The following is a 24714-nucleotide window of genomic DNA, read 5'->3' as shown; positions in this document are numbered from 1 at the left end:
GTTTCTAGCCAACGAATCGCACCACACCCCACACCCTACCCCCACCGAAAAACTTTTTGCCGCAGACTCTACTTAATGCTTCGGCAGATTTGCTCCAATCTTAAGCTTTTAAGCCTTGATTAATTCGAGTAATTGTGCTTCGGTTAGCTGAGTAATGCCCAATTCTAGGGCTTTTTCTAGCTTAGAACCCGCCGCTTCTCCTAGCACTAAATAATCGGTTTTTTTGCTGACAGAACCCGTCACTTTCCCCCCAGCTTTTTCGATTAATTCTTTCGCTTCCTCCCGTTTGAGAGTTGGTAAAGTGCCAGTAATGACAAAGGTTTTCCCTGCTAAAGTCGCTTTAGTGGTGGTGGTTTTTGCTGCTGCGGCAAATTGTAAACCCGCTGCCTGTAATTTAGCGACTAAATCCCGATTAGCCTCGATTCTAAACCAATCATAGACCGATTGAGCGATTTCTTCACCGATACCATAGATAGAGGCTAAATCAGTCACGCTGGCGTTAGCTAACTCCTCCACAGTCCGAAAACTTTCGGCGAGAATTTTGGCGTTAACGCTGCCCACATAGCGAATTCCTAGCCCATAAAGTACCCTCGACCAGCTTTGATTTTTGCTCTGAGCCATAGCTGTAATCAAATTTAAGGCTGATTTCTCGCCCATTCGGTCTAATTTGGCAATTTCCGTTTTTTCGAGGCTGTAGAGGTCAGAAATGGCGGTAACTAATCCCTGTTCAATCAGCAAAATTACCACTTTTTCCCCTAATCCCCGGATATCGAGAGCATCGCGACTGGCCCAATGTACTACACTTCCCCGCAAAATCGCCGGACAGGAACTATTAACACAGCGCGTCACCGCTTCCCCCACCGGACGAACTAGGGGAGATTGACATTCAGGGCAATTAGTGGGCATCTGGAAGGGTGAGGTGTGGTTAGGACGCAATTCTGGCAGGATTCTCACCACTTCTGGGATAATTTCCCCCGCTTTGCGGATAATTACCGTGTCACCGACTCGGATATCCAATTCGGCCACTCGATCGCTATTATGTAAAGTAGCCCTTTGTACGGTGGTTCCTGCTACCTGTACCGGTTCCATCACCGCCATGGGTGTAACTGCGCCGGTGCGTCCCACATTGATGATAATATCTTTAACTACCGTGGGGACTTCTTCGGCAGGATATTTTAAAGCGATAGCCCACCGGGGGAATTTTTGGGTGAATCCTAACCGATTTTGTCGCTGTAAATCGTTGATTTTGACTACGACACCATCGGTCATGTAGGCTAATTGATGACGTTTTTCTTGCCAATCTTGATAGTATTGCGCCACTTGTTGCAGGGATGGACAGAGTTGACGGTGGGGATTAACCAGAAATCCCATGCTTTCTAATCTATCTAAGGATTGCCATTGATTAGTGATATTGTTATCGTCTAAATGCAGGGTATAGGCAAAAAATTGTAAGCGTCTTTTATCAACTATTTTCGGATCTAATTGTCGTAGGGTTCCCGCTGCCGCATTGCGGGGATTAGCAAAGAGAGATTCCCTTTTTTCTTCTCTTTCTTGATTGATTTTATCAAAGGTATCGAGGGGTAAAAAAGCTTCGCCGCGCACTTCCACGATTGCCGGGGGATTGTCTATATTTAAGCGTAAAGGAATAGAGCGAATTGTCCGCACATTGGGGGTAATATCTTCGCCAGTGACTCCATCCCCTCTAGTAACACCTCTGACTAAAAAGCCGTTTTCGTAGGTTAAAGCTAACGCGGAACCATCGATTTTTAATTCACACACATATTCCGTGTCTTGGGTTTCATTTACATATCTTTGCCAACGGTTGCCCCATTTATTTAATTCTTCGAGGTTAAAGGCATTTTCGAGACTATACAGGGGAATATTATGACGGACAGAAACGAATTGACTAGAGATTTTATCCCCGACTCTTTGGGTGGGACTATCGGGGGTGATTAATTGAGGATAACGCTTTTCTATGTCTTCTAATTCCCGATAAAGTTGATCATAAACGCTATCGGGTATAAAAGGATCATCAAGAACATAATAAGCATAACTGGCTCTTTGTAGTTCTGTTTTTAGTTGTTGGCAACGTTGTTGGATTTCTAAGGGGATAGTCATAATCGTTAATAATGCTACTGTGCAAAGACCATTTGAGGAGTTAATTGTAAATCGGGAAATGTCACCGATATTATCCTATCTTCCTGATTAAATTCTGCCAGTTCATAAAATCCCGAAATCAGGGTTAAAACTGATATTTTTAGAGCAATAGGATCGATAATCCAGTATTCAGGAATGCCTCTCACTGCGTATTCTGAACGCTTATAACGGTAGTCATCATCGGCATTACCGTGGCTAACAATTTCTACAACTAAGAGGGGAGGAAATTCAATCACTGCTGTGGTCATATTTCTAATCTCTTGACATTGTTCGGCAGTTAAAATCATTAAGTCTGGAATTCTCGATTTAGCTTTATCGGTGCGAATTCCCACGGTAGCAGGCATGACTTTCCAAGTTAGATTTAATCTTTTAATTTCTGCCATTAAATAATCATAAAGAAAGGCAAGAATTAAGGCATGAAAGCCACTAGCGGGAGGCATGGAAATTAATTCCCCGTTAAATAATTCGTACTTATTATCTGTGGAGTCCTGATAATTTAAATATTCCGCAAAGCTATATATTTTTTGTCGGGTAGCAATCATGATAACCTCCAGCCGAGATTTTAGTATTCAAAGACCATTTGAGGAGTTAATTGTAAATCGGGAAATGTCACCGATATTATCCTATCTTCCTGATTAAATTCTGCCAGTTCATAAAATCCCGAAATCAGGGTTAAAACTGATATTTTTAGAGCAATAGGATCGATAATCCAGTATTCAGGAATGCCTCTCACTGCGTATTCTGAACGTTTATAACGGTAGTCATCGTCGGCATTATTGGGGCTAACAATTTCTACAACTAAGAGGGGAGTAAATTCAATCACTGCTGCGGTCATATTTCTAATCTCTTGACATTGTTCAGCAGTTAAAATCATTAAGTCTGGGATTCTCGATTTAGCTTTATCGGTGCGAATTCCCACCGTAGCAGGCATAACTTGCCAGTCCAATTGTAGCCTCTCTATTTCCCTTTCTAACACCTTAAATATATATCTAAGTATCAAAGCATGAAAGCCACTAGCGGGAGGCATAGAAATTAATTCTCCGTTAAATAATTCGTATTTATTATCTGTGGAGTCCTGATAATTTAAATATTCCGCAAAGGTATATAATTTTTCTTTGGTAGCAATCATGATAATCTCTAGAAAAAACTTAATTGAATCTCCTTAAGGGGGGTAGGGTTGATTCATGAATCAACCCTACTATGAATCAACCCTACTATGAATCAACCCTACTATGAATCAACCCTACTATGAATCAACCCTACTATGAATCAACCCTACTATGAATCAACCCTAGGGTTAGGGGGAAACTGACAATTTTTAACACCTAGCTTTTTACTCAAGATTCGATATCCTCAACTTTTTTGGGAACCGTTGCAGTTAAAACCTCATTTCCTGTGGCAGTAACTAACACATCATCTTCGATACGGATACCGATACCTCGCCATTTTTCTGGCACTTCCGGCTGTCCTTCAGCAGGTTTAATATCGGGGGAGATATAAATCCCCGGTTCCACGGTTAAAACATGACCAGGCTGCAAAGTTTGCCAAGTTTCTTCGTTAACTTTATAACCTCCCGCATCATGGACATCTAATCCTAACCAATGACCGGTTCTGTGCATATAAAAAGGCTTATATTTTTCCTCTTTAATTATCTCATCAATGGGGCCGACCAATAGCCCTAAATCCACTAATCCCTCTACAATTGTTCTCACAGCTGTGTCATGAAAAAGATTATAAGGATGACCAGTTTTTACCACCTCAATCGCCTTTAATTGAGCTTCTAGAACAATTTCATAGATAATTTTTTGTTCGGGGGTAAATTTACCATTAACGGGAAAAGTGCGGGTAATATCACCGTTATAGTAATTGTAGGCACAACCGGCATCAATTAACAAAAGCTCATTTTCTTGTACTTGGCGATTATTGTTGATATAGTGCAGAATACAGGCATTAGCACCACTAGCAACAATAGAAGGATAAGCAGGACCCATACCCCCTTCTAGGCGAAAAGTATGCTCAATTTCTGCTTGAATTTGATACTCATAGTGACCAACTTTAGTGAATTCTCTGGCCCGATTATGTGCCTGGGCCGAAATAGCGGTTGCTTTGCGAATATTGTCCAATTCGGCCGCAGTTTTCAGTAAGCGCAAAGGATGGAGAATAAAATTAGTATCCTCTAAAGCAGTCGGTCCGGTGCCGCGACGGGGAAAAGTGGCGATTAATTTTTGCCAGTGATTAAGAACGTTTGTATTAAAAGTTTTGTCCCGTCCGAGATGATAATAAATTCTTTCGGCTTTTTCGAGATATTGGGGTAATTTTTCCTCCAATTCTTCGATAGAATAGGCCTCATCAGCAGCAAAAATCTCCTTTGCTCCTTCCACACCGTGGAGATAGCCGGTCCAGGTTTCTTTTTCTGGGTCCTTTGGCTGCACGAACAGGATAAACTGATGTTCGGGGTGATGGGGTGCTAAAATCGCCACCGCATCGGGTTCATTAAATCCTGTCAGGTAAAAAAAGTCACTATCCTGACGATAGGTGTATTCTACGTCATTGTGCATGACCGCCATGGGCGCACTGCGAAAAATTGCGGTTCCATGGCCGATTTTTTCCATTACTTGCTGACGACGGTGCTGAAACTCTCTGCGATCGATGCTCATAGATATTCCTAAAAATGTCACAATAAGTCTTAGAGTCTATTATCGCTAATCTTTTTAGTTTATGACCCCTGAAGAACCAGATTTTTCCCAAGATATCATCGAAAGGCGCGAGTTTACCCTAGCAGATTTTATCGCTCAAGAGGGGGCGGATTTCCTCAAAGGGGAATCTCCTGTCCCCAAATTAGTGCAGGTAAGGACTGAAATTAAACAGTTTATTGCCGCTAATTTAGGGGATTCTTCGGGAGCTTTGCAGATAATTTTACAGCTTATCGTTGATGAAGAATTAACAAAAGTCAGTCAAAATTTAGATAATCCCGTTCAAGCTTTACAGTTAATCCTAGAAGAAATTTTAGACAATCAAGAATTACTCTATGAATTAGTACACCGAGTCGATGTGAAATGGGGACAATTATACGGAGAACGTCCCTATTTTCAAAAACCCCATCAAAAACCTCACCCTGAAGACGAATACACTCACAATTCCGTCAGAGATAAGTTAGTCAGTTTATTAGCCAGATTAGAACCGAACAAGTAGTAGAGTTATTAGGAGACTCCGAGACGATGCCCTATCAAGACATACCTTATCTTTAGGAAAAACTCTGTATTTTAATTATTTCTTAATAAACAGAGACTAACAGGACTGACAAGGAGAATCTATCCCTAGACAGACCGCCGGGCCGGTCACGGGTGAAAATAGGTGTAAGATAAAAAAATTCTCCGATAACTGTTGCCCTATCCCCCGCGTGCCTATCTATTCCTACTATACCGCCGATGTTTTTAGCGAGCGCATTTTTGGCGGTAATCCCCTGGCGGTTTTTCCGGAAGCGTCTGGATTAACCCACACCCAGATGCAAAAAATCGCCGCCGAATTTAACTTCTCAGAGACAGTCTTCGTTTTTCCGCCAGAAACAGACCAAGGCAGCAAAAAAGTCCGTATTTTCACCCCCAGTATCGAATTACCCTTTGCAGGGCATCCTACCGTCGGCACGGCCTATATTTTAGCCCTAATCGGTGCTATTCCCCCCCACCAAGAAACCACGATTTATCTGGAGGAAGGAGTCGGTTTAGTACAGGTAAAAATTCTCATGGACGGGGAAAAACCGGTCTATAGTGAGTTAAAAGTGGCACAATTGCCAGAATTAGTGGCGGATAATTATGCTCTCGATGATTTAGCGGCGATTCTTTCCCTAAGCGTTGCCGATTTCTTACCCGGTTATCCCCCTCGCGCCTTTTCCTGTGGCCTTCCTTTTTTATTCATCCCCGTTAGAAACCGCGATATTTTAGGGAAAATAAAACTAAATCTAAGTCTCTGGTCATCATTATTGGGACAATCCCCCGCTAATTCCCTTTTTGTCTGCTGTTTTGAACCAGAATCACCCCAATCTCGTCTCTATGGCCGAATGTTTGCCCCCGGTTTAGGAGTTATGGAAGATCCCGCCACCGGTTCGGCTGTGGCCGCTTTAGCGGGCTATCTAGGGGGGTTAGAATCTTCTAGGGAAGGGATGAATCAATGGACGATAATCCAGGGAGTGGAAATGGGCAGACCAAGCAACATACAATTAAAGTTTCAGAAAAATAACCGGTCAATTACGGAAGTTTCTGTGGGTGGTGCATCAGTTCTAGTCTGCCAAGGCAAGATGATAATTCCCGATGGGGAAGCACTTTAGCTGGTTAGAAAATGAATGGTTTCCGCTAGGGACTTTAGCTCTAAATCCGAGATTTTGTCATCATTCCAATAACTAATTTCTTTGCCTACTTTTTCGATAAAATAATTGGCTGCATAACGATATCTTTGTTGACAGGCTTCCCGAGCGAAATCCACCAGAGCTTTGGCGTATGATTCGGGAGAGTGATTATTTTCTAGCCAAATTTGACCATTTTTCCCAATAGTCTGATAGAATTGCGGATCGTGAAGAAATTGAGAGAAATGTTGGTGTAAATCGGCGATTTCGTTGCCAACAGTCACATAACCTACGGTATTTTCCGGCAACTCACTATACCAACCTATTTTAGTCACTAAACTTGGCAAACCATGGCTCCAAATCCGCAGCTGACTACCGGAAGCTTCCCCCATAGTGGGATAACGTAAATTGATTGCTAAATCTGCGTTAGCTAAGGCGGTTTCTAATTTGGCTTCCGTGACAAAACCATGCAAGGTTACTAAATTATTTAAATTTAAGCTATTAATTTTTTGAAGGAGATAATTACTATCCCATACTTCTCCATAGATGTCTAAGCGAAAAGCTTGTTTTTGGGGAAAACTGGCCAGAGAGTCCAGAATCATATCCACACATCTATTTTTACCAATGTGACCAAAAATAATTAATTGATAACAACCCTTTTCTCTCTGATTTTCTTGATTTGATGAGCAACCGAAACTAGGATAGGGAAGGGGAATATAGGCAGTTAAAAGCTCTTGTTCTTTTTGCAGTTGACAATAACTTTCCTGGGTATGGGTAATCACACCCACAGCATTTTTTAACGCTAAAGGAGTTAGGGGATAATTATCAGCCATAAATTGCATAGTAATTTTCTGATTCCACCACATTTCTGTGGCTATTTTTCCCTCCAGCCCATAGTAATAGAACATTTGATTAAGATAGCTATCTCGATCATTATTGATTCTAGCAATTTCACTAAAAAAATCCTGCAGCTTTAAATCATGAAGGACGACTATACCGGGGCATTGACAACTAATTCGCCAGATATCCTCATGAAAATCTGGGTTATTACCAATATGATAAATATTTATGTCTGCTTGGTTAATTTTTGACCACATTATGTTATCTCTATGGTAAGAATTAACTTGGACATAGTTGTTTAGTTCTCGATCGTAAATCGTTTGATTAGTCCACAGTTCTAGTTGACAATTTTTGATTAAACTAGGTAGGACTCGAACCGTGTAATTGGCAATATCAGTTTTAGCAGGAGGCAAAGGAGAAAACCAATTAATTTTCATGCGAGTAGTTTTTTGATAACGTTTGACCAAGTAATATCGAGACTTTTGTAGTATTCACCGGCAGATTTACCTAATTTTGCCGCCCAATCCCGATTTTCCCAAATTTCGTCCATGGCCTCTGCTATGGCCATTGCCTTAGGTTCCACAATTAAACCGGTTTCGCGATGACGAATAAATTCTAGGGGTCCTCCCGAATCTTGGCAGGTAATCACTGGTTTAGAAGCTAACATTCCTTCTAGGGTAACGTAACCGTAATCTTCCTCAAAGGGAGGATAAAGCACTGCTAGGGATCTGGCATAATAATCGAGTTTTTCCTCGTTACTAATTCTGCCTAAAAATACCACTTTTTCAGCAATATCCAACTGCTTAACTTTTTCCTCTAGAATGTCACCAAAATCCCCTTCTGGTTGACCGGCAAAAATCACTTTGACAGGGTTTTTAGTCAAGGCTAAAGCCTCAAGGATTAACTCTTGACGTTTTAAGGGATTGATCCGACTAGGAAAGAATAGATAACCTTCTTCTGGTTGACATTGAAAAAAATCAGCATTCTGGGGAGGGTGATAAAGGGGTATCGAATCAACATTATTATAGGTTTTTAGCCTTCTTGCCACATTTTTAGAATTGCTAAATATGTTATGAGTTTCAGCAAAAACATTATTATCTGCCCGGATAATATTTTCACGAATTTGTAAACCATTGGCACTTAAATCTAACCCACCATAGGGATTACCCCATAGTTCATACGCTTGTCGGTGTTGATGCAGAATCCAGAGAACTTTGCTGGGATGAGGAATTAAATAAGCTGGGAATTTTAAGCCAATTAATCGATCAATATTTCTGCCATTGGCGCTAGTCAAATCTAATAAGCGACAGACTAACATTGTGTCTAAAATTCTCTCCAGGGGATAGGTTTGAAAGGGAATGGCGACTATTTCCGCTTCATGGCCTGCCAATTCTAAAGCCTTACATAATTCCTGAGCGTGAATTTCCGCACCGCCATAGACAAAAGGAACCTGTGTTGTTGTAATAATAACTCTCATGAATACTTACTCGTGATTAATTATAGTTTATAACCAATAACAGCATAATCCATTGGACCATAAAAATACTGATTAAACTGTTTAGATAACTCATCTAATTCATTTCCCTCATCAGCTTTGAATCCATCAGAAGGGTTTAAATTAAGAATTTCTACCTCGGCAAAACCGCAGTATTGCACTAGGAATTGAGTCATTAAACTGGGTAGAGGATTGCGGTGGGTTGGATCGAAGTAAAAATTACAACTGCCCACTAAAACATTAGCAGGATTGGGAGTCTCAAAGATAACCAAACCTCGATGACGCAGCACTCGAAATGCTTCATTTAATAGCTTGACTAATATTTCAAAGGGTAGATGTTCAATAATATGGAATCCCGTGATTACCGCCACGCTTTCGTCTGGCATTGATTGCAAATAAGCGATAACATCTCCTTCTACAACCTCTAATCCTCGACTTTGACATTGTTCAATGACGACTCGGTTTAGATCGATACCTCTGGCTCTGTAACCATTATCTCGCAAAAGCTCTAACCACTCTCCCCGACCACAACCTAAATCTAAAATCAGCGAGTCTACTGGGGCAATTTGTGCTTCTCTGAGTCGGGGAAGATACACTTCTAATCTCTTATTAATTTCCTCGCGACTGCCGCGGAAACGCTCCTCAAAGGCGAAGTAAAAGGCATCTAGAGAATGATCTAACTCTCCCGCAAAAATTTGCGCTGGTTCACTCGCCAATCCCCCTTCCGCTCCTGCTGTCGCTTCTAAAAACTTATTCATTAAGCGCTTTTGTTGGAGTAAATCTATCTTTAAATAATGGCTATTTTGAAAATTCTTCTCATTACTATCTTTAATTTGGGTTTCTAGATACTCCTGCAATTGCTCGGTCTTCTGATACAACTCTCGATCGAGGTGGTGGATTTGGCTTTGCAGCCCCTCTTGAATTTGATTGGCGATCCGATCGCGCTTTTGATCTAGTTGCTCGATTTGGCTTTGCAGCCCCTCTTGAATTTGATTGGCGATCCGATCGCGCTTTTGATCTAGTTGCTCGATTTGGCTTTGCAGCCCCTCTTGAATTTGATTAGCGATCCTATCCCCCTTTTGAGCCAGTTGCTCGATTTGGCTTTGCATCTCTCGCTCAAGTTCCTGGATTTCTCCTTGGAGTTCATCTTGATTTTGCTGCTGCCGCTCCTGCCATTTTTGGTCAAGATTATGCAGTTTTTCCTGTAGATTTTGGGTATTATTGATCAGATTTTTCTCCACCGCTTGGCTGTAACCAGATAAACTCTGACTAACCGCCATTAAATTCTCTAAATCTCGCTGGGATTGCGATCGCAAACTTTCCACCTCTGATAATAACTGTCGATTTAATTGTAGGCATTCTCGCAAGGCACTGGCCAGATTGAAGTTCACTTCCCTTTGATCGCGAAATATGGTATTGAGAATCTTTAAAGCCAGAGCTTGCAAGGGTTTAAATAATAACCAGGGAAAACGTCCAAATTTCTCTGGCAGTTGGTTACGCACTGCCGCTCTTGACTCGGCTGTTTTGATAAATCCCTCTATATAATCGATTTGATTATTAATTGCTTCCCGATCAAAATCCCCCTTCAGGACTAATTCCCTTGTCGCTGCCGGTGGTGGTGGTAATGGTGCTGAGGGAACCCCAAGGTGCAGATTTTGACGCAGGGCTTCTTGGCGAATTTTATCAAGCAAATGCTTGACATTTAGATGGGGATAGTAAGTTTCGATAGTCATAAGCTGTTAAGTATTTAAATTACTTGTTGAGATGAGGCAAGAGGCAACAGGTAAGAGGCAAGGGATTGGGGGAGATTTAGCCAATCTAAGGATGAGCGGTTAAAATGCGTCTTAGCTTAGAAGAAAAAATTAAGTTTAATATTTTCGTTTATCCCAGCACCGAGAGAGATGGAACTGCCTTGATTGAGAATCTTGCTCCCCGATAGTGGCTACCAATCCCATCTTACAGGTTCCTGTACCATCAGGCTGGGATGGCATTGCTGTTAAGACCGTCTTTTTTCTAATCAAGTTTCCCCGAACAAGACATTTGCTGCCCTGTGGTGACGGAGCGGCAAGTTTCTGGCTCTCTCGACAATAGCCCATCAGGTTTTAGAACCAAAAAATTAAACCTCAGAATCAGAAAAGAGTTCGATAGATACCAGACTAGACATTTTTAGATTTGTTTCCGCTCCCCCTAACACACACAGATTAGCAGCCCGAAAAAACTCCCGCCAAATTCCAGCACCAGCAGTGAGGCTCAGATGGCTAGGGTTGGACAAATTGCCCCAGCAAAATTGACGGAGTAATACCATTTTTCTTTATTCTTTGCAGGCATACTACGCCCCTCTCCCCTCCCCTTGCCCCCGATGTCGGGGGGGGTGAGGGTGAGGGTAATTAACCATCTATGCCATTACTTTAGAAAAATGGCATAAGTCGGACTAACCTATAGATACATCTCGATAAACTAAGACAGTTTAAATATTGTAACCGAATTGCCAAATCAAGGTGAATCAGGGTGTATTCTGGGGGATGGGAATATAACCTTAAGTCTTAAAGAATCTACTCAATCTGGTCGTGGGTCAGTCTTCAACGATCATTACCAACTGTAGAAGACCTTGACTGAAACTACTCCCACAAAAAAAAATTTTGCCATAGCTTGATAATTGAGGTCATCTATGCTAGTATATCTGCCATGTGTGAACACCTTTTTACTTTGTTCGAGGAGTGAAAAATAAACTATGACTGTAGATCAAAATTCGATCGTCGGCTTGTACGTCATCTACTTTAACCGCTCCCCTGATCCACAGGGCCTAACCTTTTGGCAGAGCCAAGATGTAACCATAGAGGAGATGGCCGCCCAGTTCGGTGCCTCCCCAGAGGCTAAATCCCTTTACCCCTTCTTGGCATCTCCCACCCTAGGCGACCCCGTAGCATTTATTAATGAAATCTATCAGAATGCCTTTGGTCGTGATGCGGACGACGCTGGACTAGAGTACTGGTCAGGTGTTCTCGAACAGGATAGCTCTCCTGAGGCTGTGGCGGAATTTGTCCTCGCAGTGGCTCAAGGAGCGCAAGGAACCGACAGGGTCGCTCTCCAAAACCGTGCCGATATAGCCCTGCAATTTACCCAAGAAGCACTTAATGCGGGCATTCCTTTCACTGCTTCCCTATTTGCCACCTCATCGCAAATCATCGACACGGTGACTTTCACCGACGAAAGCGTTGCCGATGCTGAAGATGCCATCGAGCAGGCGATCATTGATATTATCGGTGGTGGCACGGGTACTACCTTCACCCTGTTAGAACAAGGAGCCGTTTTAACAGCCGCCGCTTCCACCCATGTTTCCCCTGCCGATAAGTTTCTCTCCACCGCTAACGATCAGATCAACGGTACAGTTTTCTTGGATGGCAGCGTTATCCAAGACCCCAGTACCTCCGATAATGATGTCTTAACGGCGACCATCCTGCCCGATGTCTTTGATTTCCAAACCATCCCCTTTATCAGTAAGATCGAGGACATCAAACTCACGGGTTCCCCCGGTGGTGTTGTTGATATCGCTAACATCACTGATGTCAAGACTCTAGAATTTGTCACGGGTAACATAACAGTTCTCACTTCTGAAAAGCACCCCCTTAATCTAGCGGAAGGCTACGCTGGGACCCTGACGGTACTACAGACGAATAAAAACAGCCAAACTACCATTAACCTAAACGGTACGGTAGCAGGGACGAGAATTGTCGATGGGCTAGTGGATAATCTAATTATTAAAGACACTCGTTTCCAGAACAACGCCAGTCAGATCAACATCGTGGTTAAGGCCGATAGCGTCCTCAAAGCGAGTGATACCACCACCAATCCGACCATACGCGATACGCAGACTGGTGAAAATACTAATTTCGTCATCAGTGGTGACAAGAACCTCACCATTGATGGTGCTGTTCAGATGGCTCGCGGAAACTCCACCGCTCAATTGGATGCCACTGCTTTGACCGGTAAGCTGACCCTCAATCTGGCCAACATTCTTTCTACAGAAGTTGATCCATTTAGTGTCAAACAGATTGTCGGTGGTAAGTCCGATGACTCCTTCACCTTGACGGCAATTACCAACCAATTGGTCGGTGTCGCCATCAACGGCAGTGACGGTGAGGATACCATAACCGCCAGCCTTGGAGACGAGACAAGTATTCTCGCCCTAAATCGAGTCACGAATGTGGAGACGGTTATCGTCAAGCAAACGTCCTTTGTTAATACGGTTCTTAACCCCAATGACTCCTTCGTTGCCAGTGGCAAGTCTGCCACCGTTGATGCCTCCTCTTTCACGGTTTCAAAACTTACATACGATGGCAGCTTGGAAACCAATGGTACCTTGAATATCATCGGTGGAGCTTTAAAAGACACCTTGGAAGGTGGCGCCAAGAATGACACCCTGACTGGTGGCGCTTCTGCTGACACCTTAACTGGTGGTCCTGGCACTGGCAATGATACCTTCGTGTATAAGAGTATTGCTGACTCGAACTTCGACAGTACCATTGCCTTCGATACCATTACCGATTTTCAGGTGGCGGGTGATGTCCTCAACCTGAAGGCAGTTGGCTTTACTTCTACCCAGTTCTTGGGTACTTTCGAAGCTAAACAGGACACTTTACTAGATGCCGCCAAAGCGGTTTCGTTTAATATTGGCAAAAACGCACTGGCTGCGTTTACCTACACTGGGGCAGAGGATCTCTTCAAAGATAACACCTTCGTTCTGGGAACAAATAATTCCGCCATAGACGTAGTAGATGCTGGTGATTTGTTTATCCAACTCACTGATGATTTGACGCTGACCTCGGTTAACTTTGCTTAGACCCCGATTGGTTTTAAGCTAATAGTTTAGAGAAAGGCCACCCAGAAAAAGGGTGGTCTTTTTTCGTTTATTCTCGAAGGAAACCCTCCCTTCCCCCCTTGATAAGGGTGGTGATAGCTTCAATTTCCTCGCGACTTTTCTGGGGGAAATCGCTTTAAGAGTTCCTGCTTGGAACAATGGAGGAGTAAAGGAGTAAATTCTTCCGGGGACAATTGTAAAATCCGGCTGATAATAGCTTGCAGTGGTGGGTCTAACTCACCGAAACGGACTCGGAGCAGGTTTTCCACCACCAGACGTTCCCCCTCTTGCAGACCCCGTTCTAGACCCCGTTCTAGACCCCGTTCTAAACCCCGTTCTAGACCCCGTTCTAGACCCCGTTCTAGACCCCGTTCTAGACCTTGTTCCAGACCTTGTTCCAGACCCCGTTCTAGACCTTGTTTTTCTCCTTCGGCCAGTGCCTCTTGATAGACTCTCGTTTGTTTTAAATCACTTAGTTCAAACATAGCTTCAATTTCCTCGCGACTTTTCTGGGGGAAGTAGTAGGGTTAATTCATGAATTAACCCTACCCTTGATAAGGGTGGTGATAGCTTCAATTTCCTCGCGACTTTTCTGGGGGAAATCGCTTTAAGAGTTCCTGCTTGGAACAATGGAGAAGTAAAGGAGTAAATTCTTCCGGAGACAGTTGTAAAATCCGGCTGATAATAGCTTGAATTTCTGGGTCTAACTCACCGAAGCGGACTCGGAGCAGGTTTTCCACCACCAAACGTTTCCCCTCTTGCAGACCCCGTTCTAGACCCCGTTCTAGACCCCGTTCTAAACCCCGTTCTAGACCCCGTTCTAGACCCCGTTCTAGACCCCGTTCTAGACCCCGTTCTAAACCCCGTTCTAGACCCCGTTCTAGACCTTCTTGCAGACCACGTTCTAGACCTTGTTTTTCTCCTTCGGCCAGTGCCTCTTGATAGACTCTCGTTTGTTTTAAATCACTTAGTTCAAACATAGCTTCAATTTCCTCGCAACTTTTCTGGGGGAAGTAGTAGGGTTAATTCATGAATTAACCCTACCCTTGATAAGGGTGTAATAGCTTCAATTTCCTCGCGACTTTTCTGGGGGAAATCGCTTTAAGAGTTCCTGCTTGGAACAATGGAGGAGTAAAGGAGTAAATTCTTCCGGGGACAATTGTAAAATCCGGCTGATAATAGCTTGCAGTGGTGGGTCTAACTCACCAAAACGGACTCGGAGCAGGTTTTCCACCACCAGACGTTCCCCCTCTTGCAGACCCCGTTCTAGACCCCGTTCTAAACCCCGTTCTAGACCCCGTTCTAGACCCCGTTCTTCTCCTTCGGCCAGTGCCTCTTGATAGACTCTCGTTTGTTTTAAATCACTTAGTCCAAACATAGCTTCAATTTCCTCGCGACTTTTCTGGGGGAATTTGTAAATGATGATACTTTCGATTAGGTCAATTAACTGCCGTTGACTGGACTGGTCGGTGATTTCTTCTCTGGTCCGCTCGATTAGGGTTTGAGCAGTCCTCACCGCTGCCGTTTCCGACTCTACTACTAATTTAATCACACCGATTCCTAAGGAGGGATGAGACACCTGGGGCAATTCATCGAGATAAATGCGTCTAACGCTTGATAAATTGAGGATTTCGCCAAAATGTAGGGATTGTTCCCGTTCCACCCCACGATGGGGATAAATGACGACAATTTGCCAGGGGTGAGGTGGTCGATATTGTTTTAGAAACAGGAACAATTCCGCAAAAAGTCGATAGTAGAGGGTGTCGTCCGCTTGGAACTGCACTTCCACTAGGTAGAGGGGTTGCTGACTATCTTCTCTGAGTGGTATAAATAAGCCATCGAGACGGAAAGAGAGTTGTTTCACCTCTTGGGAGGTGAATTGATAGTTTGCTGCTCCCGGTTGCGGTTGTCCGATTAGGTCAAAGAAACTGTCGGGAAAGCGCAGGAAGATTTGGTAAAAGAGACTGTCAGTTTTCACGAGAAATCTCGCTTCTAGGGTTTATTGGCAATTGCCGAATCGTTTGGCTAAAAGGTTAATACTCTAGTATTAATAGGCATTGTATAATTTTTTCTCCTTGCTGTCACCCACAAAAATCTAGGGGACATGGCTCTTTTCCTGTATAATCAAGTCTTAATTTTAGGAATTGTCATTATATTTGAGGAAAATCTATGAGTTGGACAGAAGGATATGTATTGGAAGTTAACTACACTAGCGGTTTTTACGGCGAGTTAAGTCCCCTAAAATTAGGTTTAGCCACTCTGATTAAATCGATTCAACCCCCCGATTCCAGCCAAGAATTTACCTATTGTGAACTGGCCTGTGGTCAGGGTTTTACCACGAATATTCTAGCGGCTACCTATCCCCACGCCCAATTTTATGCCAATGATTTCAATCCTAGCCATATCGCCACGGCTAGAGATTTAGCGGCCAAGGCGGGAATGAAGAATATTCTTTTCTTTGATGATAGTTTTGAGGAATTTTTAGAGCGAGATTTACCTCAATTTGACTTCATCAGCCTGCACGGAATTTATAGCTGGATTAGTGCCAAAAATCGCCAAGCAATAGTTAATTTTATGCTCCGCAATCTCAAGGTAGGGGGATTAGTTTATATCTCCTATAATGCCCTTCCGGGTTGGTCAGCAGCGATGCCGATGCAAGCTTTAATGTTACGTCATGGTCAACACAGTTCCGAACCAATTTTAACCCGCATTGAACAGGCACTTAATTTTACAGGAGAATTATTAGAAGCTAATGCTAGTTATTTTGCCCAAAATCCAATTTTAAAAAATCGTTACGAGCGCCTGAAGGAACAAAATCGTTATTATTTAGCTCACGAGTATTTTAATCAGGAATGGAATTCTTTTTACTTCGATGAAGTAGCGAAAGAATTAGAGGATGCGAAACTTAAATATGTGGGTTCTGCCCATATTAATGACCATATTGATGCGGTCAATCTCTCCCCAGCAGCTCAAGAGAAATTAGCCAAAATCAGCGACCCAATCTATCGGGAAGTGGTGCGAGATTTCTTTCTTAACAATCAATTTCGCCGTGATATTTTTATTCGAGGCTCCTTAAGTTTAACCAACCAAGAACAGCTTAAACAACTACAAGAAACCCGGTTTGCTCTGCTGGTTAATCCCGCAAATATCAAGTTCGAGCAGCAGTTTCCCATGGGAGAAGTTAAGTTACAGGAGGCAATTTATCAGCCAATTTGTCAGGTTTTGGCGGAATCTCCCCAAACTTTACTGCAACTGCAAAATCACCCCAAAACCTCAAATATTAACTTAAATGGTCTTTACCAAGCTCTTATGATTTTAACTGGTATTGGCTATATTCATCCTGCTGTCGATGAGCAAACTTGCCAACAACGGAAACCATCTACTGATGCTTTTAATAATGCAGTGAAAGCGAAAGCAGTCTATAGTGAGGAATTAAGCTTTTTAGCTTCTCCTTTGATTGGTACTGGAGTAGTGGTCAATCGTTTAGAACAATTATTCCTCTTGGCTAAATCCTCTAACCAAGATGCAGTACAATTTGTTTGGCAAATTTTGGCAAGTCAAGGCAAAAAAGTGGTTAAAGATGGGAAAACTTTGGAAACAGAGGAGGAAAATATTACTCATCTGAAAACAGTGTACGAGCAGTTTAGTAAAGAACGTTTACTAACATTGCAAAAACTAGGTATTTAGTAAATACTATCTGGATGTATCTAGAAACTGGATATTTTTAACCATGACAGTCATCAATTTACAATCTTTCGAGAAAAAAGTTTTCTCCCAGAATGGAGAAGATGGTGTGATTGAGCATATTTTTGCTCTCATTGGTTTTACCAACCGCTATTATGTGGAAATTGGGGTCGAAGATGGCAGAGAATGCAATACGCGTTATCTGCGAGAAGTTTATGACTGTCATGGTATCCAGTTAGATAGGGATTATAGTAACCCAGAACTTCATCTCTATCAAGAGTTAATTACTGCCGAAAATATCAATCAAGTTTTTATCAAGTATCAGGTTCCCCACGAGTTCGATTTGCTTTCTATTGATGTGGACGGTAATGATTTTTATCTCTGGTTTAGTTTAGAAACAATCTATCAACCGCGAGTGGTAGTAGTGGAATACAATTCTTCCCACTCACCCAAAGAAGATAAGGTTGTCCCCTACTCTACTCAGCGTTGTTGGGATGGAACAAATTATTTTGGAGCTAGTATTTTAGCTTGGAAAAATTTAGCAGATAAGAAGGGTTATTCCCTGATTTATGCTGATAGTCAAGGGATCAATTTATTTATGGTTAGAAATGATATTTTAAGCGAAAAAAATCTCATTTTTTTCAACACAAATATCCCAGAGTTAATTTATGTACCTCCTAATTATTATGGTTGCTTACCCTATAGAAATTTGGAAAAAGGTCATCCTCCCGATCCTTTGCACAGAGAATATTTAAGTTCGCAAGAAATTTTACTAACAGGCAAATTTGCCAATATAATAGAGGGAAGTTATCAAATATTTGCCCAGTTGAATAAGCGGGTAAGTTTTGCTGGTTATTTAGCTAATTTCCTTCATCCTCAATTATTCCGACAAGGGTTTTACTTACCTGAAGAAAATTTTACTTGGTTAAAAGGTGATTATGTTTTTTTTACTATCCAGCTTGACTGTACTGTTCCCCTACTTATAGAATGGCAAATAGTGACAGTTTTTCTCTCGTCAGAAAACCCTACACTTAAGGTGGAGGTATGGGTAAATGAAAAATTAGTGGATATTTGGAACTTTGAATATAATCGTTTCCAAAATAATCTTCGTAAGTTTATTTACTGCTCTAAAAATCTACTCAATGAAAACTCATCTCTAATAACTATTGAATTAAAAATAGAGGGTTCCACATCACCTAAAAATTTAGGACTAAGCGATGATGATAGAAACTTAAGCTTGGCTATTTCTCAGATAAATTTTCTTTCTAGTGATTATTAACTTAATCACCAAAAATCTTTGACTCATAAAAATTGATGACTAATTATGTTTATTCAACCAGAAACTTTTATTGAATTTTGTTATGAAACTTTTTTGCAGAGAGCTGCGGATATAGAAGGTAAAAGATACTATCTAGAACAGATCAAATTAGGACGTTCTTTTCAGGAGGTTATCCAGTCTTTTTTACAGTCTTCTGAATTTCAGCAGCATCAACAAAATAGCCAAAATAATCAAAATAATAATGAGCAGCAAGGAAAATTTATTACTAACTTATACAAGTATTTATTAAAAAGAAATCCCGATAACTCAGAATTAGAATATTGGCTGAATACCTCCCATACTTTACTAGAAATATTACATATTTTCGGAGAATCAGCAGAATATAAACAGGTCAATAATTTTAGTCTCAAAAAGCCGCCAGAATCCCTGTATGGAATTATGATCAAAAGTGATGAAATTGACGGTTATTTACTCTATCCCACTTTTGATAAAGTCCAACTTCAGGGAGCTTTACAGGGAAAAGCATTTCAGCTAAATGATTTTTTAGCCTGTATGACATTTCTGGAAAATCATAGTCTATTCCACCCCGATAAGTCTTGTTTTCTCGATTTGGGTGCTAATATTGGCTCCACATCCATTTATGCTTTAAAAGGTAATTACTTCCAGTCCGCTATCTCTATCGAAGCTTCGGGTTTAAATTATCAATTTCTGACTTTTAATACTCAGATTAACCAGTTAACTGAGCGACTACAAGCATTGAACTACGGATTAGCTAATTTTACCGGTACAGAAGAATTAGTTTGTAACCCTGATAATTGTGGCGACTTCCGTATTCAACCAGTCAATGTCACAGATAATTTATTTAATGAAGACAACTATAGGCGAGAATTAGCCGAGTTTATTACTCTAGATGAGTTAAGGAATCGAGGAATCTTAAATCCTCAAAAAATTGGTTTTGTTTGGATAGATTGTCAGGGTAGTGAAGGACTAATATTTCAAGGAGGACAAGAATTTTTTCGAGAAATATCTGTTCCTTTATATGTGGAATTTTGGCCCTACGGAATTAATCGACTAGCCGGAAAGAAAAGTTATTTAAGCTTTATCGAAACTTTTGCCTCTAGAGTATGGAGATTGCGAGGGGGAAAATTTGTTGAAACAAGTTTAGATTTTCTCGATACATTTTATCAAGATAATTTAAACACTGGGGAATATATTGATATTTTAGTTATTCCTAAACAAGCCTACTAGACTAATAGTTCTTTTTTATCAAGTAAGCAAGTTTAGATTTTTTGATGACAATCTTAAGCAGTCTTTTAATAGCTGATTTCGCTGTAGATAAACTCTTAATTTTCTCTTGCAGACTCTCAATATTTTCTGATAATTCCCTATTCTGATTCTTGAATTTTTCTAGAGAATATTCCATTTTTTTAAGACTCCTAGATGTAATTAAATACTGGAGAGATTGATTTTGTTTTTCCTCTTGTAATTTTCTCAATTCTAACCAAACTTTACCCGAAGGATTTTCTTTAACTTCGTCAATATTTTTTAGGATAATTTGAGAAATTTTTTCGGAATTTTGCCGCCAAGAAAATTGTTTATATCTCTCTAATCCTTTGTCTATTAGTTGCTGACGAATTTCAGGAATTTGTATTTTTTTGATAGCTTGTATCATCTCATCAATACTGGTGCCGTCAATGTATAAAACTGCATCACCTCCTACCTCTGGAATCGCCGAGTTAAAGCAAGTAATCACCGGACACCCACAGGCCATTGCTTCAATAATTGGCAGTCCAAATCCTTCATAAAGAGAAGGATAAACTAAGGCAATTGCACCCGAATAAGCGGTTTTTAAATCCTGATCATCTAATTTTAAGACATAGGTGGTAATATTTGGAGCTAATTTCGATAATTCTGGCTCTAACTCTAAATCACCACCGACACAAACCACTGCTAAATTATTATTTTCAGGTAAATTATTCCAAGCTTCAAAGAATAATTTGACATTTTTATAACCCTTGAGACTAATGCGGGAACCAACGATGAGAAAATAGGGTTTTAAAATCTGGTATTTTTGCTTAAAACCATCGATTTCTTGAGCTATACTTCGAGAAAATTCTTGGCTGACTCCATTATAAACAACATCAATTTTATCCTGGGTAATGTGGGGATAAAACTTAACTAAATCCTTGGCAGTATTAGCTGATATGGTAATATAACGAGACGCATACAAAATACTGTAGTGTTTTTCTTGCCATTCTGGTTGATTTAAATCCGCTTCTAGGACTTCAGGTATCATATCATGAACCATGAGAACTGCGGGAGTGAATAAAGGCGTTGTATAATAGGTGGAAATAAATAAACTTGCTTGCAGCTGATCGCAGATTGCTTGAATTTTTCTAGTATCCTCTCCACTATGATTATAATCGTAGGCTTCTAATAACCAATATTTTAAGTTTTTTAGTCTCGGTGCGGTTTGATTTCTATCTAAAATAATAATATGTTGACCAAATTCTGAGTTACTCCATTCTTGTAGAATTGAATACCAAACTCTCGCTATTCCTCCTTGGTTAATTTGAAAAATAACGCCATCAATTACAACAATAGGTTTTCTCTGCTCGGACATAGATTGAATTACTTGTAAGTTTTCTCGCTCATCTTCAGTTAAGGGTACACCTAGATCATGATTAACTTCTAAATCACTAATTTCCCCACGCTGTACTTGATAGTTTTTACACAATTGATTATTCTTTTGCTGTTCTAATTTATCAGTTCTTTGATCAATAATATAGAGATATTTCTCTTGAAACTTTTGAACAATTTCTTGCTCTTTTTCTGAAGAAGGACTATCGATCACAGTAATTTCTAATTCTCCATTTTGATAGAAAATTTGTATTAATAAATCCTCTAGGCATCCCCGAATAAGCTCGGCTAAATTATCGGCAAAAACAGGGGTGAGAACTTTGATTTTATTAACCAATTTTTGATCGTGACTGCTGACTCCGACATAAGCGAATAGTGGACGATTTACCTTCCTCTGGACTGAAAAGGTCATTAACACAGTAACATTTACTAGCTGCCTTGCCTTCACTAGCGGGGAATATTTACCCCGACAATTGCTACTTTCTGGGGATATCGGGGGAAGCGCCCAGAATCTGAGCTGCTTCCCCTATCTTGACTAATCTTTTGCCTTGACAAGACCCAGTTAAAAAGGCCAACCTAGCTAGGTTGAATGAGATTATTTAAGCCATAAAGCACTTTAGCGGTGATAATCTTATCCTGATCGGTAAGTTCTTCTAACACCTCTTTTCCCTGGACTAAATAGCCAAAAACCGAATAACGACCATCCATGAGATTAAACCCAGGAGGAGTTAATTCATTATCGAATTTAAAGAAAAAGAATTGCGAGGAACCCCCATTAGGATTAGTATCCGGACGCGCTAGGGCCAATGCACCGAAAGCGTTAAAAGGTAAGGCGAGACTGGGTAAGTAAATCCCTAATTCTTCGAGAGTATTGCCATAAACTGGTTCTTCTTCTCCTTTAATCAAAATTTCTAGGGGAATAGAGCGATATTGCTTAGTTTTAGGGTCAATAAATCCCTCTTCGGCACCAACGGGATCCCCGGTTTGGACAACGAAATTATCTTCGCTGCGAATGAAGGGTAAACCATCATAAAAACCCCGTTGGACTAAATCCACAAAGTTACCCCCATTAATCGGAGCGCTGTAACCATCGACAACGATAGTTAAATCTCCTTTGGTGGTCTGCATCTCTACGGTGGCGCGTCCTCGCAATTGCGGCAAGTTAGCGTATTCTGGGGGAACGTTAAAGGGAAAACCCACCACCATTAATTCTTCTAAAGCGGTGATATTATTGAGCAATTCCCGTCTGGTTGACCAAACTGCCTCTTTATCCTTCGCTTCTACGGCCGTATCGAGGTCTGCCACTCCCGTTTTGAGTTTTTCGATTAATTCCTCCCCTTGGCTTTTACTTGCTTCGGGAACACTATCTAAGATAGCCTTGCTTTTGGTAGAAAGGGCATAATTGGCATCCTTGACATCTTTTTTAATCGGACTCCAACGTTTGGCCCGCAGATGTTTGGCAATATCTTCGATCGATTGTTGCACTTGGCGAATTGGTTTATTATCTATGGGTAAGGCATTGCGTAAAATAGCGGTGGGATCCGTTACCGCATCACCCTGAGCAAGCACAGCTAAAGCAGGAGCAGTCCCCTTAACCGTGAACAGACTTAAGATTAAAAATAGTGCTAGGGCAATACTAGCACCGCTTTTTAAGAAAAATTTGCCCGATTCCCGTAATCTTGTCTTTATTTTCATATTTTGGTCGGTTCCTCAATGGCCATACCTATCCAAAATACTTGTAGGCTTTTAGCGGATCCCTTGTCAATAGGTGAGAAAACCGATCGAAGCCATTATCAGTTATCAGTTATCAGTTATCAGTTATCAGATGTGAGTTTTCAGTTCACCGATTACTGTTTACTGAAAAAAGGCTCCCCACTTCCCCAATTCCCCACCTCCCCAATTCCCCACCTCCCCAATTCCCCACCTCCCCAATTCCCCACCTCCCCACTTCCCCACCTCCCCACCTCCCCACCTCCCCCATCTCCCCACCTCCCAATTCATAATTTATAATTCATAATTCCTACTCCCTTTTTTATCTTTTATGACTATCATTGTCGATTATCGCTTTCCTCCCGCTATTAATGCCGAAAAACAGGCAAAAACGATCGCTATCGGTCAAACCGCCGGCACTTGGAGCGAGCGCCACAGTCATCGTCAAGAGCAGCTGCAACAACACCTAGGGGAAGTGGTGGGGATCAGGGAGGAAGCCGACGGTTATAAGGTGGCTAGGGTGCGTTTTCCCCAGATAAACGTTGAAAATGACATCGCCAGTCTTTTAACGATGATTTTCGGCAAATATTCCATGGCTGGAGCCGGAAAAGTGGTGGGGGTGTATCTCCCCGAAACCTACGGCACGAAAGCCAAGGTGGGAATCACAGGAATTAGGCAACGTTTGGGGGTTTATGATCGACCTCTAGTCATGGCAATTTTTAAACCCGCTTTAGGACTATCGGCCCAAGATCACGCCGATATCCTGCGAGAAGTGGCTTTTGCGGGCTTAGACGTGATTAAAGATGATGAAATCATGGCGGATCTTCCCGTGGCTCCCACCCACGAGCGCCTAGATTGTTGTCGCCTGGTTTTGGAGGAAGTGCGGCAGCAAACCGGTAGAAATGTTCTCTATGCGGTCAATGTCACTGGAAAAGCGGACGAATTGCAGAGAAAAGCCCGTTTATTAGTGAAACATGGGGCTAATGCCCTGTTATTAAACGTTCTTACCTACGGGTTTTCCGTTTTAGAAGCTTTAGCCAGTGATCCGGCGATCGATGTGCCTATTTTCGCCCATCCTGCCTTTGCTGGAGCGATGTGTGCCGGTAGCGATACGGGATTAGCCTATTCTGTGGTTTTGGGGACGATGATGGCCCACGCAGGAGCCGATGCGGTGCTATATCCCGCCGCTTATGGTAGTTTACCCTTCGACCCCCAGGAGGAGGGCAAAATTCGCGATATTTTGCGCGATAGAAACGTTTTTCCGGTTCCCTCGGCCGGCATTCGTCCAGGTATTGTTCCCCAGGTACTTGGGGACTACGGACGTAATGTTATCCTCAATGCGGGAACTGGAATTATGGACCACCCATCGGGACCGGCCAGTGGTGTGAGGGCTTTTTTTGAAGCTTTAGCCAGAATAGAAGCGGGTGATTCTTTTGATCCCGCCAATTTGCCCGAAGGAGCCTTAAAACAGGCAATTCTAGAGTGGGGTTAAGCTCAATTCTTTCAATGCACTATATAGGGTTTGCGGCAAAAAGTTTTTCTTGGGGGCAGGGTGTGGGGTGTGGGGTGTGGGGTGTAGGGTTTTACCGATTTTCAGGTGGTCAACTACCCAATTTTCAGGGAAAAAGTACCTGAATTTTCCCCCTGATCACTCCCATATCCGGTACTTTTTGATTGACAAAAGGTCTAAAAGTCTTACCCAACAAGGTTTT

Annotated in this window: 22 protein-coding genes; 8 read left to right on the top strand and 14 right to left on the bottom strand. The window is 41.7% G+C overall.

From position 1 onward, the window contains the following. Positions 1–108: 108 nt before the first annotated feature. The 4 genes from ligA to MAE_RS05865 form a co-directional block, all read right to left on the bottom strand. Positions 109–2118 carry an NAD-dependent DNA ligase LigA gene (gene ligA, locus MAE_RS05880; protein WP_012264760.1) on the bottom strand — a complete coding sequence of 670 codons (2010 nt, stop codon included), beginning with the start codon at positions 2116–2118 and terminating at the stop codon, positions 109–111. 14 nt (positions 2119–2132) lie between these two features. Continuing rightward, the gene (locus MAE_RS05875; RefSeq protein ID WP_012264759.1) at positions 2133–2699 is read right to left on the bottom strand and encodes a Uma2 family endonuclease; all 567 of its coding nucleotides are present in this window, start codon (positions 2697–2699) and stop codon (positions 2133–2135) included. Between the two features lie 20 nt (positions 2700–2719). After that, positions 2720–3286: a Uma2 family endonuclease gene (locus MAE_RS05870; protein ID WP_012264758.1), complete on the bottom strand. Its 567-nt coding sequence runs from the start codon at positions 3284–3286 to the stop codon at positions 2720–2722. Positions 3287–3494: 208 nt separating this feature from the next. Next, positions 3495–4814 (bottom strand): aminopeptidase P N-terminal domain-containing protein, encoded by a 1320-nt coding sequence (locus MAE_RS05865; RefSeq protein WP_012264757.1) that lies wholly within the window; start codon positions 4812–4814, stop codon positions 3495–3497. A gap of 61 nt (positions 4815–4875) precedes the next feature. Here MAE_RS05865 and MAE_RS05860 point away from each other — a divergent pair, with 61 nt between their 5' ends. After that, positions 4876–5349 carry a hypothetical protein gene (locus MAE_RS05860; protein WP_012264756.1) on the top strand — a complete coding sequence of 158 codons (474 nt, stop codon included), beginning with the start codon at positions 4876–4878 and terminating at the stop codon, positions 5347–5349. A gap of 208 nt (positions 5350–5557) precedes the next feature. After that, positions 5558–6481: a PhzF family phenazine biosynthesis protein gene (locus MAE_RS05855; RefSeq protein WP_012264755.1), complete on the top strand. Its 924-nt coding sequence runs from the start codon at positions 5558–5560 to the stop codon at positions 6479–6481. Here MAE_RS05855 and MAE_RS05850 read toward each other — a convergent pair. From MAE_RS05850 to MAE_RS35605, 4 genes are all read right to left on the bottom strand, one after another. Continuing rightward, a complete protein-coding gene (locus MAE_RS05850; RefSeq protein ID WP_012264754.1) occupies positions 6478–7773 on the bottom strand; it encodes a glycosyltransferase in 1296 nt (431 codons plus the stop codon). The two genes, MAE_RS05855 and MAE_RS05850, sit on opposite strands and share 4 nt — an antisense overlap. Next, positions 7770–8813, bottom strand: coding sequence for a glycosyltransferase family 4 protein (locus MAE_RS05845; RefSeq protein ID WP_012264753.1), 1044 nt, complete (start codon positions 8811–8813; stop codon positions 7770–7772). Before MAE_RS05845 ends, MAE_RS05850 begins: the two co-directional genes overlap by 4 nt. A gap of 20 nt (positions 8814–8833) precedes the next feature. Beyond that, positions 8834–10564, bottom strand: a complete 1731-nt coding sequence (locus MAE_RS05840; RefSeq protein WP_012264752.1) for a methyltransferase domain-containing protein — start codon at positions 10562–10564, stop codon at positions 8834–8836. A gap of 135 nt (positions 10565–10699) precedes the next feature. Continuing rightward, the gene (locus tag MAE_RS35605; protein WP_269453969.1) at positions 10700–10822 is read right to left on the bottom strand and encodes a hypothetical protein; all 123 of its coding nucleotides are present in this window, start codon (positions 10820–10822) and stop codon (positions 10700–10702) included. Between the two features lie 740 nt (positions 10823–11562). On the opposite strand from MAE_RS35605, the gene MAE_RS05830 reads away from it, so the two are divergent. Further along, positions 11563–13671, top strand: a complete 2109-nt coding sequence (locus tag MAE_RS05830; RefSeq protein WP_012264749.1) for a DUF4214 domain-containing protein — start codon at positions 11563–11565, stop codon at positions 13669–13671. A 119-nt stretch (positions 13672–13790) separates the two neighbouring features. Here the strand turns inward: MAE_RS05830 and MAE_RS05825 are convergent, their stop codons facing one another. The 3 genes from MAE_RS05825 to MAE_RS05815 form a co-directional block, all read right to left on the bottom strand. Further along, positions 13791–14174: a hypothetical protein gene (locus MAE_RS05825; RefSeq protein ID WP_012264748.1), complete on the bottom strand. Its 384-nt coding sequence runs from the start codon at positions 14172–14174 to the stop codon at positions 13791–13793. An 87-nt stretch (positions 14175–14261) separates the two neighbouring features. Further along, entirely contained in the window at positions 14262–14669 is a 408-nt protein-coding gene (locus MAE_RS05820) for a hypothetical protein (RefSeq protein WP_012264747.1), read from the bottom strand. 86 nt (positions 14670–14755) lie between these two features. Continuing rightward, entirely contained in the window at positions 14756–15667 is a 912-nt protein-coding gene (locus MAE_RS05815) for an Rpn family recombination-promoting nuclease/putative transposase (protein WP_041803862.1), read from the bottom strand. Between the two features lie 191 nt (positions 15668–15858). On the opposite strand from MAE_RS05815, the gene MAE_RS05810 reads away from it, so the two are divergent. The 3 genes from MAE_RS05810 to MAE_RS05800 are packed head-to-tail and all read left to right on the top strand — an operon-like array spanning position 15859 to position 19900. Next, entirely contained in the window at positions 15859–17376 is a 1518-nt protein-coding gene (locus MAE_RS05810) for a methyltransferase regulatory domain-containing protein (RefSeq protein WP_012264745.1), read from the top strand. Positions 17377–17419: 43 nt separating this feature from the next. Next, a complete protein-coding gene (locus MAE_RS05805; protein ID WP_012264744.1) occupies positions 17420–18652 on the top strand; it encodes a hypothetical protein in 1233 nt (410 codons plus the stop codon). A gap of 45 nt (positions 18653–18697) precedes the next feature. Beyond that, positions 18698–19900 carry an FkbM family methyltransferase gene (locus tag MAE_RS05800; protein ID WP_012264743.1) on the top strand — a complete coding sequence of 401 codons (1203 nt, stop codon included), beginning with the start codon at positions 18698–18700 and terminating at the stop codon, positions 19898–19900. A 1-nt stretch (position 19901) separates the two neighbouring features. Here MAE_RS05800 and MAE_RS05795 read toward each other — a convergent pair whose 3' ends face one another. The 3 genes from MAE_RS05795 to MAE_RS33985 all read right to left on the bottom strand — a co-directional run bounded on the left by MAE_RS05795 (position 19902) and on the right by MAE_RS33985 (position 23293). Further along, the gene (locus MAE_RS05795; protein ID WP_012264742.1) at positions 19902–21704 is read right to left on the bottom strand and encodes a glycosyltransferase; all 1803 of its coding nucleotides are present in this window, start codon (positions 21702–21704) and stop codon (positions 19902–19904) included. Between the two features lie 164 nt (positions 21705–21868). Beyond that, the gene (locus tag MAE_RS05790) at positions 21869–22987 is read right to left on the bottom strand and encodes a peptidylprolyl isomerase (RefSeq protein ID WP_012264741.1); all 1119 of its coding nucleotides are present in this window, start codon (positions 22985–22987) and stop codon (positions 21869–21871) included. Between the two features lie 159 nt (positions 22988–23146). Further along, complete coding sequence (locus MAE_RS33985) at positions 23147–23293, bottom strand: hypothetical protein (protein ID WP_173351059.1); 147 nt, start codon at positions 23291–23293, stop codon at positions 23147–23149. A 40-nt stretch (positions 23294–23333) separates the two neighbouring features. Here MAE_RS33985 and MAE_RS05785 point away from each other — a divergent pair, with 40 nt between their 5' ends. Both MAE_RS05785 and MAE_RS35600 read left to right on the top strand, forming a co-directional pair. Then, positions 23334–24494, top strand: a complete 1161-nt coding sequence (locus MAE_RS05785) for a 2,3-diketo-5-methylthiopentyl-1-phosphate enolase (RefSeq protein ID WP_012264739.1) — start codon at positions 23334–23336, stop codon at positions 24492–24494. 14 nt (positions 24495–24508) lie between these two features. Then, positions 24509–24637 (top strand): hypothetical protein, encoded by a 129-nt coding sequence (locus MAE_RS35600; protein ID WP_155120460.1) that lies wholly within the window; start codon positions 24509–24511, stop codon positions 24635–24637. Positions 24638–24714: the final 77 nt, after the last annotated feature.

The sequence above is a fragment of the Microcystis aeruginosa NIES-843 genome, from assembly GCF_000010625.1.
Taxonomy (GTDB): Bacteria; Cyanobacteriota; Cyanobacteriia; order Cyanobacteriales; family Microcystaceae; genus Microcystis; species Microcystis aeruginosa.
The sequence above is the reverse complement of the archived record's forward strand: the minus strand, read 5'-3'. Positions and strand labels throughout refer to the sequence as shown.